Genomic DNA, 14,077 nt, shown 5'->3' with positions numbered 1-14,077 from the left:
AAATGAGCGGCGGCGCTGCGTGCGCCGCAAATTTCCGTGCAAAAATTCCATTAGCGTCTTTAATTAATTATGCAATAGCACGTTGGCATGAACAGCACGGCCTAAATTAACAACACAATAATTAAAAAATACATACTTGTAGCAGTTTGCTCCATGTTATTTCCAACACCACCGCGATACAGGATATATCCTGGGGTCGCGCTCAGTTGTTTGCTCTCAGGCCGTGACGAGAACAATGATTATGGACACAGGAAATAACCATGCTTGATTTTGAAAAAGCACAGCGAATGAGTCTGACCATGCAGGTGGAAGTCAATTTGAAGAGTGCCCTGATTATTGGGGCTCTCAAGCCCGGAGCCCGACTGGTGACGCGCGATCTTGCCGAGCAGCTGGGGACCAGCATCACACCCGTACGTGAGGCGTTACTGCGCCTTGTCTCATCGGGAGCATTACAGGCCACGCCCGCTCAGGCCTTTCTGGTGCCGGAAGTGAAGCTTGAGCAATACAACGAAGTCAATCAGATCCGTAAGAAGCTAGAAGGTATGGCAGCCTCTGCGGCCGCGGCATTAATGACGGATGAAAAGCTGCGGGATTTACGCAACTATGTCGATGCGTTTCATGACGCCAAGGCCCAGGGCGAAATGGAGCGTGCGTTACAGGCTAACTGCCGTTTCCGCTTCCGGCTCTATGATTACGCCGAAATGCCGACGCTTACGGCGCTGATAGAGCAGCTGTGGGTACGCATTGGCCCCTGTTTCTATTATTTACACCCGCTTTCCTGTGAGGTGTTTAAACAGCATCGTTATTATGAGGATTTGCTGGCCGCGCTGGAAAAAAAAGATGAAGCGGAGAGTGGGGCGGCCATGTGTCGGGCCATCGATCAGGGCGCGGCGATATTACTGCGCCAGTATTATAATTAACTTCCGTTATTAACAAAAAGCGTCATTAATTGATTGCGGAATAATAGCGTGCCGGAATGCCCGGCACGCTAATTAATTACTGAAACTGATAAGCCACCGATAATCCCACACCGTAATTACGGCCAGGCGCCGGTTCGTAATAACGCCCGTTGGATTCGTTCACGATAACCGACCCGACATACTCCCGATCGAACAGATTATCCACGCGACCAAAGACGTCCATCTTCCAGTTACCCACGCCAAACTTATAGCCGGTGTTCAGCCCGACGACCGTCCATGACGGCGCTTTGGCGGTGTTCTCATCATTGGCCATGATATCGCTCAGATAGCGGATATCGCTGCCAGCGTACCAGCCAAGTTCCGGTTCATAGCCGAAGGAAGCGTAGCCCATGTTACGGGCAATACCCGGAATGCGGTTGCCGTTGCAGCTTGCGTCGTCGCAGACGTTGGTGCGGTAGGTCGCGTCGAGCCAGGTCCAGGCGGCTTTCAACTTCCAGCTTTCGCCAAACTGCTGATCGAGCGACAGTTCGGCCCCCTGACGGCGGGTTTTCCCGGCGTTCTTGTAGCTGGTGCGCCCGCCGCTGCTGCTGTCGACCACGATTTCATTATCGGTATCGGTCTGGAACAGCGCCGCCGTCAGCAGCCCGTTGCCGATGCGGGTTTTGCTGCCCACTTCCACCGTTTCATTGGTGGAGGGCTGGAGGCCAAAATTGAGTCCGCTCTGGTTGTCCGGGCGGTACGAGAGTTCATTGATAGTTGGCGTCTCAAAACCACGGCCAGCCGAGAGATAGACGTTCCAGGCATCGGTCACCGCGTACTTCAGAGAGCCTGCCGGGAGCCATTTGTGATAGCTCGCTTCACCGCTGTCGTCGCCGTTCTTCGGTGTGACGTAGAAATCGTTGGAGTCGAACCACACCGAGCTGTAGCGCACGCCTGCATCCAGCGTCAGCTTCTGCGTCAGCTGCCACTGAGTTTGCAGATAGGGGTCGAGGTTCCACATCAGGTTGCGCTCATTGCGGCGCATTGCGCCTTTCTCGCCGTAGTCCGGCACCCCGTTATCCAGCACAAAGTTTTCATAGCCCTTGCGCTTTTCGCTCATATTTTCGTAGTCCAAACCGGTGGTGAAGGTCACCGGCACCAGCAGCTCGCCACGGTGCGTCCAGCGAGTGTCGATACCCTGATAATGGCGATCGAGATTTATCACGCCGCCGGAGTGGGAAGGGTTGAGCTGCGGCCCCATCGGGATCGACTGGTACTGCGTGGTCTGGCGTTCACCGGCGTACATCATCACGCTCAGATCGTCCTGATCGCTCAGCTGGCGCTCATAGTGCAGCCCTGCCTGGGTCTGTTTCGTCGTTTTGCGCGTGTTGTACTGATCGCCGCGCGGCGACTGCTGAGGGTTGGCCTGCCATTCGCTGTAGCTCAGGCCGCCCGGATCGTTGGCTTTGATGTCTACGCTGTTGAATAGCAGGGTCAGCTTGCTGACGTCGTCGATGCGCACTCCGAGTTTGGCGTTGGCGAGGTTTTTGCGGGCGCCGCTGTGGTCGCGATAGCCGTGGGTATCGAAGCGAGTCGTGGAGACGGTGTAATCCACGTCGCCCGCCTGAGTTCCGTCGCCGACCGCGCCGCTGGCTTTCACGCCGTAGCGCCAGCTGCCATAGCTACCGTAATAGCTACTTGCTTCAATCGTGGTCGGCTGCTGCCCGGTTTCGGTGGTGACGTTCATCACGCCACCTGAGGAGTTGCCATAGAGCGCGGAGAAGGGCCCGCGCAGCACTTCCACGCTATCGACGCTGGTGATGTCGATGTTCGACGTCTGGCCCTGTCCGTCCGGCATGGTCGCCGGAATGCCGTCCACATATAAACGAATGCCGCGTACGCCAAATGTCGAACGGGAACCAAAGCCGCGAATCGACAGCTGGAGATCCTGGGCGAAGTTCTGACGGTTCTGAATTTGCAGGCCAGGCACGCTGCTGAGGGATTCCGAAAGGTTAACCTGCGGCGCAGCGTGGCGCATATCTTCGCCGTTGATAACGCTCACGGCGGCGGGCGTATCCAGCTCTGACACCGCTTGCGGGCTGGCGGACACCACCATGGTTTGTTCGTCGGCAGCGTTAGCGTCAGCCACGGGCAGGAGCGGAAGGAGGATCGCCGACAGCGCGGCCCTGCGGACAGTAATGATTTTCATGCAATTCTCGTGATAATGAACCAAATGGAACAACTGTGAATATGTTAATGCTTTTGTAAATTATTTGAAAAGCTTAACGGCACATTAGGTTAAATGCAGGTTTAACAATGGCACAAATGTGGCGAAGCAGCGGAATTAACGCTCCCCTTTCTGATAATTAATGATTACTATTCTCAACAACAAAATGCGGTGCCATGACGCCGCGAGCAGGAAGCATGTCGGGCAGTACATCATTTTGATTTCAAAGGGAGTCGTCATGTCTTTACGTTCTATCTCCATGCCGCGTTTTCGCCGTTCTCTGCTGCTGTCTTCATTACTCCTTGCCGGATCCTTCAGCGCGCATGCTGATGACGAAATGCTGCGCAAAGCCGTGGGTAAAGGCGTTTATGAAATGGCACTGAGCCAGGATGAAAATGCGCTGTGGGTGGCAACCTCGCAGAGCCGTAAAACCGATAAGGGCGGGGTGGTGTATCGTCTCGACCCTGTGACCCTGGAGGCGACCCAGACCATTCACAGCGATCTGAAACCGTTCGGCGCAACCGTGGATAACCAGACTCAGACCCTGTGGTTTGGCAACACCACTAACGGTACGGTCACCGCCATCGACGGCAAAACGGGTGATGTGAAAGGGCGCGTGGTGCTGGATTCACGTCAGCGCAGCGAGACGGTGAAGCCGCTTCAGCCGCGTGAGCTTGCCGTGAATGACAAAACCAACACCGTGTATGTGACCGGCGTCGGCAAAGAGAGCGTGGTGTGGGTGATTGACGGCGCAGCGCTGAAGCTGAAGGCGACCATCAGCGGGACCGGCAACCGCAGCACCGCGCTGGCCCTCGATAACGATGCGCAGCGGCTGTATACCGTCAGCGCTGACGGTGAACTGGTGACCGTTGATACCGGAAGTAACAGCATTCTGAGTCGTCAGAAGCTGGTGAACGATGGCAAAGAGCACGCGTTCCTGAATATCGCCCTGGATAAGGCCAATCACCGCGCGTATATCACCGACTTCAAACAGCCGGAGCTGCTGGTCGTGGATTATCGCGACGGCAAAGTGCTGAACACCATTGCGATGCCAGAGTCGCTGGCGGTGGCCTTCAACCCAGCGCGCAATGAAGCGTACGTCACGCATCGCATGCAGGGTAAGGTAAGCGTGGTGGACACCAAAACCAATAAAGTGGTGAAGACCTTCGATACTCCACCACGTCCGAACAGCCTGGCGCTTTCAGCAGATGGTAAAACGCTCTACGTCAGCGTGAAGCAGGAATCCACCCGCGATAAAGAAGCCACCCAGCCCGATGATGTGATTCGCATTAAGCTGTAATTACAGATTTCAGGTATGAAAAAGCCGCTCAGAAGAGCGGCTTTTTTACAGGGCTGAGCGTTGAATGTTGGGTGGCGCTTTGCTTACCCAACCTACGGTGTTGGTTGCCTGATGGCGCTTTGCTTATCAGGCCTACAGATTCGTGCATTTTGTAGGCCCGGCAAACGCAGTGCCGCCGGGCACTCAATCAGTGAGACGTCTTCTCAACCAGGGGCGCATCCTGTTTTTCATCGTCAGGATGAACAGGCGCAGTGCTGTGGATCTCCTGCACGCGCTTACGCACGCCAAACCAGCCCGCAACCAGCAGCACGGCCAGCAGAGGAATGGAGGCAATGGTGTAGGTGCCGTTCGGATAATCGAACGCCATCAGCACCAGCACGGCCAGCAGGAACAGCAGGGTCAGCCAGGAGGTGAACGGTGCGCCAGGCAGCTTGAAGCTGACGTCGGCACATTTGCCTTCCTTGATGAACTTACGCAGGCGTAGCTGGCACACCACGATAAACGCCCAGGAGGCGATAATGCCGATAGACGCCACGTTCAGGACGATCTCGAAGACCTGAGAAGGCACCAGATAGTTCAGGAACACGCCCACCACGTACACCGCAAGCGTCGCCAGAATGCCCGCATAAGGCACGTGCTGACGGCTCATCTTCGACATGAATTTTGGCGCAGAACCGCCCATGGACATCGAGCGCAGAATACGCCCGGTGCTGTAGAGGCCGGAGTTCAGGCTGGAGAGCGCCGCGGTCAGCACCACGATGTTCATGATGCTGCCCACGTAAGGCACGCCGAGCTTCGAGAAGAAGGTCACGAACGGGCTCTGTCCGGCCTGATAGGCGTTCCACGGCAGCAGGAGAACTAACAGCACCACGGAGCCGACGTAGAACAGGCCGATACGCCAGATAACGCTGTTGATGGCCTTCGGCACCATGGTCTGCGGATCTTTACATTCACCCGCCGCGGTGCCAACCAGTTCAATGGAGGCAAAGGCAAACACCACGCCCTGAACCAACACCAGCGCAGGCAGCAGGCCATGCGGGAAGAAGCCGCCGTTATCGGAAATTAAGTGAAAACCGGTTGTTGCGCCGTCGATCGTTTTTCCGCTGCCGAGGAACACGGTCCCGACCACCAGGAACACCACAATCGCCAGCACTTTCAGCAGGGCAAACCAGAACTCCATTTCGGCGAACCACTTCACGCCAATCATGTTCATGGTGCCGACGATCGCCAGCGCGCCGAGGGCAAAGACCCACTGCGGTACGTCGCCAAATGCGCCCCAGTAGTGCATATAGAGCGCTACGGCGGTGATGTCGACGATACCCGTCATTGCCCAGTTAACAAAGTACATCCAGCCAGCCACATAGGCGGCTTTTTCACCGAGGAACTCGCGGGCATAGGAGACGAAGCTGCCGCTCGAAGGACGATGCAGAACCAGCTCGCCCAGCGCGCGCAGAATGAAGAAAGAGAAGATGCCGCAGACCAGATAGACGATGGCGAGGGAAGGGCCAGCCATCTGCAAACGCGCGCCCGCGCCTAAAAACAGACCTGTCCCGATAGCGCCGCCGATGGCAATCATCTGCACGTGACGGTTGCCCATCGCTTTGTTGTAACCCGCCTCTTGCGAGTTCAGCCAGCGGCGTTTCGCTGCGTGATGCTCAGCCGCGCTGTTGTGTTTTGTGTTCATGGTTGTATCCCGATTACCTGTCTTTTTGCTCCTAACCCGGAGCCCAAAAAATGCCGCCGCGGTTAAACGATTGCGCGGCAGCACAGTGTTCTGCTTTTCTCAGCATTCTGACGTAGAGATAAGGCAAAACATGGCGCAGCATCCTACCTGCAAATGGTAAGCGACGCAAAAGGTACGCGCCGTCAGGCGGACGAATGTCGCAACATTTCGTGTGGTCAGATCTGCTGCGTAAGCGGAAAGAGGAAGAATAAATAATCGGCAAATATTTTAGAGGGTTAGCGCAGACGCAGTGCCTCAATCAGCAGAGCAAACGCGGCGGTATGCTGGCGTCTGCCGGGGTAATAGAGGTAGTAGCCATCGAAGGGCGGGCACCATTCTGCCAGTACTCTGACCAGTTTTCCTGAAGTGACGTCATCTAAAATGGTGTCTTCCGGGACGTAAGCCAATCCGAGTCCCGCCCGTGCCGCATCAATGCGCTGCGGCAGGGTGTTCAGTGTGAGCTGCCCCTCCACACGCACGCGTAGCGCCTGGCTGCCTTGCTCAAATTCCCAGGCATACAGGCCACCGCGCGTCGGCAGTCGCATATTAATGCAGCGATGATGCGCCAGCTCGCGAGGAGAATCGGGTGTGCCAGACCGCGCCAGATAGTCAGGCGAAGCCACCACCGCCATACGCATTTCCGGGGCGATTCTCACCGCAATCATGTCCTTTGCCACCTGTTCGCCGAGGCGGATCCCCGCATCGAAACGCCCGTCGACGATATCCGTCAGGCCATTATCGACTATCACTTCCACGTGAATGTCAGGATACCGCTGCAAAAAAGGGCGCAGGGCGGGCCAAAGTACGGCCTGCATGGCGTGCTCCCCGGCGGTGAGGCGAATATTACCGGCAGGCTTGTCGCGCAGTTCGTGCAAAGAAAGCAGTTCGTCCTCCATCTGCTGGATCTGCGGGCCCAGGCGCACCAGCAGCTTTTCACCTGCTTCCGTTGGCGACACGTTGCGGGTGGTGCGGGTCAACAGGCGCACGCCAAGCCGGGCTTCAAGGTTTCGCATCGCGTGGCTGAGTGCAGACTGAGAAACGCCAAGCTGGGCCGCCGCGCGTGTAAAGCTGCGCTCCCGCGCCACCACCATAAAAGAGAGCAGATCCTGAATATTCTCTTTGAGCATTGCGTCTCCTGATTAATGAATTTTGTTCATGTTTCCATTCTGATTATGCAGTCTAATCCTCGCGGTGATTCCGCGCTACGCTGAATACATCAACCAGGAGGAAGTATGAAAATTATTCGTAGTGGTTCACTGCCGTCGGTCAAAGGTCCGGAAGCATGGTTTACCGGCACCGTCAGAATTGATGCGCCGTTTCAGGCAACGGAGCCTGCCAAAGTGGGCGGGGCAACGGTGACCTTTGAGCCAGGGGCGCGTACTGCCTGGCACACGCACCCATTAGGACAAACGCTGATTGTGACGCAGGGCCGCGGCTGGTTGCAGGCAGAAGGAGAGGAAGCACAGGCGCTGAATCAGGGCGATATCGCATGGATCCCACCGGGCGTCAAACACTGGCACGGCGCGAGTTCACAAACGGCAATGACCCACTTAGCCATCGCGGAAGCGGAAAACGGCTCGCCCGTCACCTGGCTTGAGAAAGTCACCGATGAAGAGTACGCCGGGCGCTAGCGCTGAATTTTCTCCCGATATTCGGGCTGACATAAAATAAACCTCGTCCACGGGGACGGGGTCCAATGGTGTAAAAACCATGCTAAGAGGTTAATTCATTAGGCGCAGCAGTACTTAATGATTTTCCAGGAGCCAAAAAACCTTTCGACCAAAATTAATACCTGGTGTCAAAATCTTGAAGAATATAAAAAGAGATTAGTTACACCACACTCTGAGCCAGATGAATTAATCATCTCTATTACAGAATTGTTCAGTTTCAGGCCTCACCCTCAGTTTTATCTTAATTAATGATTTCTGTCGGGTGCCGACTTGAATTATTTTTTGATCTAATGATTACTCAGTAAGCCATGGTTTAAATCCCCTGAATATAAAGAACTTTGATCTCATTCATAATTTTAAACACGCCGTTACTGTTACTCTATTGTGGAGTAACAGGGCTGCCTGTTCACCAGGCTAATTTATCCTTCACCCTGCTGCTTTTATGGATCACTCTCTCGGTGCTGAACACGATTGTCATCTGCCGCCAGGGTTATTCTCTGGGCCACACGGATGATCGGTTCAGCATTATTATTGATAATGCTAAGGGACAAGTATGAAACTCAACAATGTGGGCATCTTAACTGCGCTCACGCTCATTTCTGCGCCAACAATAGCGGCCCCACAGTTAAAAGACGCGGCCTCCATTCCGGCGGTGATTGCTGCGATGACGCTTGAAGAAAAAGCGGCCATTGTTTCCGGTACGGGCATGAATAACGCCAAAAATGTGGAAGGTGCAGCAGGTTCCACATTTGCTATTCCCCGACTTGGCATTCCTGAAATCGTTTTTGCGGATGGCCCGGTGGGTGTCCGTCTGGGCGCGGGCCCTACGGGCGGTAAAAAAACGTTTGCGACAGGCTTCCCTGTGTCAGTGGCGATGGCTGCAACCTGGGATCCGGCGCTTATCCAGCGGGTGGGGGGAGCTATCGGCGATGAGGCGCGTCTCAACGGGGTCGATCTGATGCTTGGCCCGGCCATTAATATTCAGCGTAACCCACTCAATGGACGAAATTTTGAATATTTCACCGAAGATCCACTGCTGAATGCCATTATCACTGCCGGTTATATCAACGGCATGCAGGCCGAGGGCGTTGGCGCGGTGCTGAAGCATTTTGCCGCCAATAACCAGGAAACGCGCCGTCAGACGGTGAACGAGATAATCTCTGAACGCGCGCTGCGTGAAATTTATTTCCCGGCTTTCGAGTATGCGATGGAAAATGCGCAGCCGTGGGCGGTGATGAGCTCTTATCCGTCGATTAACGGCACGCCCGCCTCGCAGAATTCATGGTTGCTGAAAGAGGTGCTGCGTAAGCAGTGGAAGTTTAACGGGATGGTGATGTCAGACTGGTACGGTGTGACCAATCCGCTGGGGGCACTGCTGAATGGTAACGATCTCAATATGCCGGGCGGGTTGTCTGAGAAAGAATCGCCATTCCTGCATCGCAAAACCGATCCGAAGGAAGTGGTGTTGGCCGGGCTGAAGTCCGGGGAAATTACCCAGGCGCAGATTGACGAGAATATTGGTCATATCCTCAATGTGGTGCTGAAAACCCAGCGCTTCAAAAATGGCAACAAACCCATGACCGAAAAGGCCACCGATCACTCAATGCTGGCACGTCAGGCCGCGGCAGAATCAATGGTATTGCTGAAAAACGATGCCCAGACCCTGCCGTTAAAAAACACCACGCGGGTGGCGACATTTGGGCAAAACATCGAAAACTTCTTTGTGCTGGGTGGGGGCAGTGCAGAAGTGAATATTGATCCCAAACGTCAGGTTTCCTTACCTCAGGGACTGCAAAACGCCGGGATGAAGGTCATACAGCAGGCAGGCGATAAAACGCTGGATGAACAAACGCCCGCAGACATTATCACCCGCGTGGTCGAGCAAAGTGATATCGCGCTGATTTCCATTGGCCGCAGTTCCAGCGAAGGAGCCGATCGTTATTCAATGCAGATGCATCCGGAGGAGGTCGCGATGATTGAACACGTTGCCGACGCCTTCCATCAGCAGAATAAGAGAGTGGTGGTGCTGCTGAATATTGGTTCGCCGATTGAGATGCAGAGCTGGGCACATCATGTGGATGCCATTCTGGTTACCTGGCAGCCGGGTGAGCAGGCGGGAAATGCCGTCGCGGATATCCTGACGGGCAACGTGAACCCATCTGGAAAACTGCCTTTAACCTTCCCGGCGCGTCCGGAAGACGCCCCAAGTTTTGGTAATTATCCAGGCACCACTAAAACCATTATCTATGGCGAAGGTGTGTATGTAGGTTATCGCCACTACGACACACGTCGTATTGCCCCGATGTATCCGTTTGGCTATGGCTTGTCATATTCAAGCGTCAGCTACGGAGAGGTAGCACCGAAAAGTCCGGTGTTTGATATCGATAAACAAGCGAGTTTGAACGTCACCGTTGCGGTGCGCAATACTTCCAAAATCGAGACGCAGGAAGTGGTTCAGCTCTATGTTCATGACAATGCCTCACGACTTGATCGTCCTTATCAGGAGCTGAAAGCGTTCAATAAAGTCAAACTGGCAGCGGGGGAAGAGAAGCAGGTGTCGTTGAGCCTCGATAAACGTGCTTTCTCCTATTTTGATGAAGACAAAAATGACTGGTTGCTGGAGCCTGGCCGCTTCACCTTACGCATTGGTAGCTCTTCGCGCGACATTCACGCCGAAGTGCCGGTCACGGTTGTCTCTGCCACTCCGGTCTTTTCGCTGAATACGCCGTGGATTGATGTGCAAACCTATCCTGTGGCGGCAACGATAGTGGCGAAAGTGATTGGCGATGAGGCCACCAATGCCTGGATTGAAGGCTCACCTTCCTTAGGCGAAAAAATGGATGCGGCGCTGAAGCTGAAGCCGGAACTGGCGAAAGAACCCGCAAAAATGGAGCAGATTAAACAGGATGTGCTGAACCAAATAAATGCGCTGTAATTCGTAAAATAAAGCATGTGGACTGCACCCCAAAAGTTGGTCACCCAACTGAGTAAGGTGCAGTTTTTTTGCCTGATGGCGCTTCGCTTATCAGACCCACAAAATCAATGGATTATGCGGAAGGTGTAGGCCCGGTAAGCTTGTGCCACCGGGCTGTTTTTATGAAGGAGAAAGATTATTTCGCCAGCGCTTTAAAGACCATCGCCACCGCATGCGCACCTGGATCCATATTTCCGGCCAGGCTGTCACTGCTCAGATAAGATGAACGTCCGGCATTGGCTTTGCTTAACTGCACCGTTAAATCGGCACCGGCCTGCGCTGCGCGACTGGCTGCCAGGCTGTCCTGTGGGTTGACAAGCAAAACGCTGAGTGCTGGCTGCAACGCATCGATCATCGTGCGGTCGCCTTCGTCTGCCCCGCCATAGAATTTCATCTGTGCCAGGCCGCTGTTCAGGGCTTCAATCACGCTCGCCCCCTGCTGCAGCTGCTGTCCGGCGGCGGTGAAGAAGATAGACATCAGCACTCCGCTGGAGCCGCCCATCACCACGGTCAGACGTTCACCGATCAACGCCATCAGCGTGGAGAGGTCGTTCAGCGGTAACTGTTTATTTTGCAACATAGCGGCGATTTCACGTGCACCTGCGGCAAACGTAGAGCCAGTATCTCCATCACCCACTTTGGCATCCAGCGCATTCAGGTCGACTTCCAGGTTCGACAGCGTTTCGGTCACTGTGGCAATGACCCTGGCGACGGCTTCGTTTTCTGACGGCTTATACTCCACGCGGCTGCTGTGATGGGCTGACGCCATCCAGGTGATAGCGCGCGGTTTGATCGGTTTCTGCCAGCCAGCGGCTTCAACATCGGATAACAGCGCGGCTTCAATGTCACCTTGCAGCGCGACGGCGGTAATGGAAAAACCTTTCATATCCAGCGCGGTGACCAGAGCGGCAGGGCCAATCAGCCAGTCAATGCGCTGGCAGAAAGGCGCATAGCTGTTCACTTCACGGGTGATGATCGCCATTTCGGCAACCGAAACGCCGCCCAGATTATTGAGCATCACCGCCAGGCGGCCGGTTTTCGGCAGCGCTGCGCTGAGTTTATCAATCAGCAGGCTAACCACCTGCGCACTGTTTTGCGTGGCGATAACGGAGGCACCCGGTTCGCCGTGGATCCCCATACCCAGTTCAGCGTGGCCTGGCTCCAGGCGCGCGTTAGTTTCTGTTTCTTGCGGAAGGTTACAGCTGGAGAGCGCCACGCCCAGGCTGAAGGTATGCTTCGCCGCAAACTGCGCTTGTTTCAGGACGGTAGCGAGGTCGTGGCCCTGTTCGGCATAAAAACCCGCCACTTTATGCACCATAACTGTCCCGGCGATCCCACGCGGATGCTTGTTGTCTGGCAGCGAAATATCGTCACCGACGATCAGCATTTCGACTTTATAACCCAGACGGCGCGCTTTCTCGGCGGCAAGGCCGAAGTTGAGGCGGTCACCGGTGTAGTTTTTGACGATTAACAGACATCCCGCCGGGCCGGTGACGGCCTGGATGGCGGTCAGTACCGCATCCACGCTTGGGGAGGCGAACAGATCGCCGCAGACTGCTGCCGTCAGCATCCCTTTACCAATAAACCCGACGTGAGCAGGTTCATGGCCAGATCCACCACCCGAAATCAGCGCGACGTTGTTTTTATTCAGATCGCGGCGGGCCACGACGCGGATCGCCGGGTCGCTTTCCAGGCGTGCCAGGTTGTTCCATGGGTTGGCGGTGATTGCACCTTCAATGACATCGTTAACCAGATTTGTACGTTGATTGAAAAAGAATGCAGACATGGTAGCTCCTTGCGTTTAGGTTGAGTCAATCCGCCAGAGGACGCGCCTCCGGGATCGATAACGTGATACTGCGTTAAAAAATTAAAGGCGAAGCGTGCGCTGCCCGCTGATATCCAGGGTCAGAGTTTCACCGCTACGCAGGTTTAATACCTGAGCCTGCTGGCACAGAAAGGCGATGCCAGCCTGACGGGCAATAATGGCGCTGTGTGAATTGACGCTACTCTCCTGTAAACAAATGCCTTTCACCCGCTGAGCATCAAGCTGCAACACCGTCGAGGGGAAGATATCGTCCGCAACGAGAATGACAGGGGCCATGATGTTCGGCAGCGGCTGAGGACGGCCCTGAAGATGATTGAGCGAGCGCTGTAAAATGTCTTCCACATCGATAAAACGCGCCTGTAAATAGGGATCGCTGAGCTGGCAATATTGATTGCTCAACGCTTTAAGTACCTGATACCACGCCTGTTCGGCGCAATACTGTTTCGTACGGATGACCTCGCAGGCGGCTGCGAACAGGTCGGCGTCACCCACCAGCGCGTGATGGCTGGAAAAAATGGCGGCGATGTCGGCTGAATATTTTTCATCGGCCAGCGCCATCAGGACGTTGAGATCTTTCAGGGTGAGATCAATCGCCCGTTTTAGCCGACTTTGTTCTTGCAACACGTCCGGAGACTGCTGACAAATGGGATGCAGAGCTGGCCGGGGATAGAGCAATACATCTCCCTGGACTTGCGTTTGTTCCACGAGAGCTTGTGGGGCACGTTCTGCGATTGGCTCACCGAAGTTCTCTGCGGCCAGCGCGGCGAAGGCGGCTAAGGCGGCTTCGGCATCCGGTCCTTTCGCCAGCAATCGTAACTTGTCCTGGAAACGTACCTGTAACAGCGCAATATGGTTGATGCTGTCCGGGGTCACGCAGTGGCCGTTTTTCTCCAGCATCAGCTGACTGTTGAACCCTGCCAGCGCAGCAACCAGCTTTGCCGCAGGACGCACATGCAGACCATGCCGATTGGTGATCCTGACGCTGACGCTCAGGGCTGCCTGCTCCGCCGCGAAAGAAGGGGCGGGAAGAGGGCGAACATTGTCTGACAACTTAAGGTGAAGCTGTTTCGGTGCCAGGGCGTTCATTGCTTCTGCGATGACTACCTCAATTGCGTTACCGGCTGATGCACTGACGCAGGCCGCCATCGTTCCCTCAACCAATGGCGCGGCGCACAGGCGTACTTTAGCCGCAATGGCAGGCTCCAGTAGCTCCAGTGCGGTTTCGGCACTTAAAATGGCGCTGCCCATATCCATTAGCACCAGCACGTGATCGGCATCGGCGACGGATCCAATGGCCGCCATGATTTGCAGAGGATCGGTGCCGAAGGGGTTGCTCGGATCGTCGATCCCGGCGGCGATGGCCAGCCTGCAACTCTTTCCCGCTAACATCTGACCGGCCAGCTCAGCAATCCCCTGGGCCAGGGTGAGGCTGTGAGAAACGATAACCAGATTTACCATC

Annotated in this window: 9 protein-coding genes; 4 read left to right on the top strand and 5 right to left on the bottom strand. The window is 55.2% G+C overall.

What is annotated here, in order from left to right:
- The first annotated feature begins 260 nt into the window (after positions 1-260).
- Positions 261-920 (top strand): GntR family transcriptional regulator, encoded by a 660-nt coding sequence (locus CRO87_RS00365; protein WP_097160941.1) that lies wholly within the window; start codon positions 261-263, stop codon positions 918-920.
- A gap of 76 nt (positions 921-996) precedes the next feature.
- Here the strand turns inward: CRO87_RS00365 and pqqU are convergent, their stop codons facing one another.
- Positions 997-3,108 (bottom strand): TonB-dependent receptor PqqU, encoded by a 2,112-nt coding sequence (pqqU, locus tag CRO87_RS00360; protein WP_097160940.1) that lies wholly within the window; start codon positions 3,106-3,108, stop codon positions 997-999.
- Positions 3,109-3,364: 256 nt separating this feature from the next.
- Between pqqU and CRO87_RS00355 the strand changes: the two genes are divergently transcribed.
- Entirely contained in the window at positions 3,365-4,426 is a 1,062-nt protein-coding gene (locus tag CRO87_RS00355; RefSeq protein WP_097160939.1) for a YncE family protein, read from the top strand.
- A gap of 187 nt (positions 4,427-4,613) precedes the next feature.
- Here the strand turns inward: CRO87_RS00355 and ansP are convergent, their stop codons facing one another.
- Positions 4,614-6,110, bottom strand: coding sequence for an L-asparagine permease (ansP, locus tag CRO87_RS00350; RefSeq protein ID WP_097160938.1), 1,497 nt, complete (start codon positions 6,108-6,110; stop codon positions 4,614-4,616).
- 275 nt (positions 6,111-6,385) lie between these two features.
- Positions 6,386-7,276, bottom strand: a complete 891-nt coding sequence (locus CRO87_RS00345) for a LysR family transcriptional regulator (protein WP_097160937.1) — start codon at positions 7,274-7,276, stop codon at positions 6,386-6,388.
- Positions 7,277-7,381: 105 nt separating this feature from the next.
- Between CRO87_RS00345 and CRO87_RS00340 the strand changes: the two genes are divergently transcribed.
- Both CRO87_RS00340 and CRO87_RS00335 read left to right on the top strand, forming a co-directional pair.
- Positions 7,382-7,780, top strand: a complete 399-nt coding sequence (locus CRO87_RS00340) for a cupin domain-containing protein (protein WP_097160936.1) — start codon at positions 7,382-7,384, stop codon at positions 7,778-7,780.
- Between the two features lie 592 nt (positions 7,781-8,372).
- Positions 8,373-10,754, top strand: coding sequence for a glycoside hydrolase family 3 protein (locus CRO87_RS00335; protein WP_097160935.1), 2,382 nt, complete (start codon positions 8,373-8,375; stop codon positions 10,752-10,754).
- A 175-nt stretch (positions 10,755-10,929) separates the two neighbouring features.
- On the opposite strand, the gene CRO87_RS00330 is transcribed toward CRO87_RS00335, so the two are convergent.
- Positions 10,930-12,579, bottom strand: a complete 1,650-nt coding sequence (locus CRO87_RS00330; protein ID WP_097160934.1) for a glycerone kinase — start codon at positions 12,577-12,579, stop codon at positions 10,930-10,932.
- 81 nt (positions 12,580-12,660) lie between these two features.
- On the bottom strand, positions 12,661-14,076 hold the full coding sequence (dhaM, locus tag CRO87_RS00325; protein WP_097161295.1) for a dihydroxyacetone kinase phosphoryl donor subunit DhaM: 1,416 nt from the start codon (positions 14,074-14,076) through the stop codon (positions 12,661-12,663).
- Position 14,077 lies beyond the last annotated feature (1 nt).

The sequence above is a fragment of the Enterobacter sp. CC120223-11 genome (genome assembly GCF_900215375.1).
GTDB lineage: Bacteria > Pseudomonadota > Gammaproteobacteria > Enterobacterales > Enterobacteriaceae > Scandinavium.
The sequence above is the reverse complement of the archived record's forward strand: the minus strand, read 5'-3'. Positions and strand labels throughout refer to the sequence as shown.

What these genes read in the sequence shown, in the direction of transcription:
- CRO87_RS00340 (WP_097160936.1), top strand. Translation starts at nt 7,382, where the DNA reads ATGAAAATTATTCGTAGTGGTTCACTGCCGTCGGTCAAAGGTCCGGAA.
- CRO87_RS00330 (WP_097160934.1), bottom strand. Translation starts at nt 12,579, where the DNA reads ATGTCTGCATTCTTTTTCAATCAACGTACAAATCTGGTTAACGATGTC.
- CRO87_RS00355 (WP_097160939.1), top strand. Translation starts at nt 3,365, where the DNA reads ATGTCTTTACGTTCTATCTCCATGCCGCGTTTTCGCCGTTCTCTGCTG.
- pqqU (WP_097160940.1), bottom strand. Translation starts at nt 3,108, where the DNA reads ATGAAAATCATTACTGTCCGCAGGGCCGCGCTGTCGGCGATCCTCCTT.
- CRO87_RS00365 (WP_097160941.1), top strand. Translation starts at nt 261, where the DNA reads ATGCTTGATTTTGAAAAAGCACAGCGAATGAGTCTGACCATGCAGGTG.
- CRO87_RS00345 (WP_097160937.1), bottom strand. Translation starts at nt 7,276, where the DNA reads ATGCTCAAAGAGAATATTCAGGATCTGCTCTCTTTTATGGTGGTGGCG.
- ansP (WP_097160938.1), bottom strand. Translation starts at nt 6,110, where the DNA reads ATGAACACAAAACACAACAGCGCGGCTGAGCATCACGCAGCGAAACGC.
- CRO87_RS00335 (WP_097160935.1), top strand. Translation starts at nt 8,373, where the DNA reads ATGAAACTCAACAATGTGGGCATCTTAACTGCGCTCACGCTCATTTCT.
- dhaM (WP_097161295.1), bottom strand. Translation starts at nt 14,076, where the DNA reads ATGGTAAATCTGGTTATCGTTTCTCACAGCCTCACCCTGGCCCAGGGG.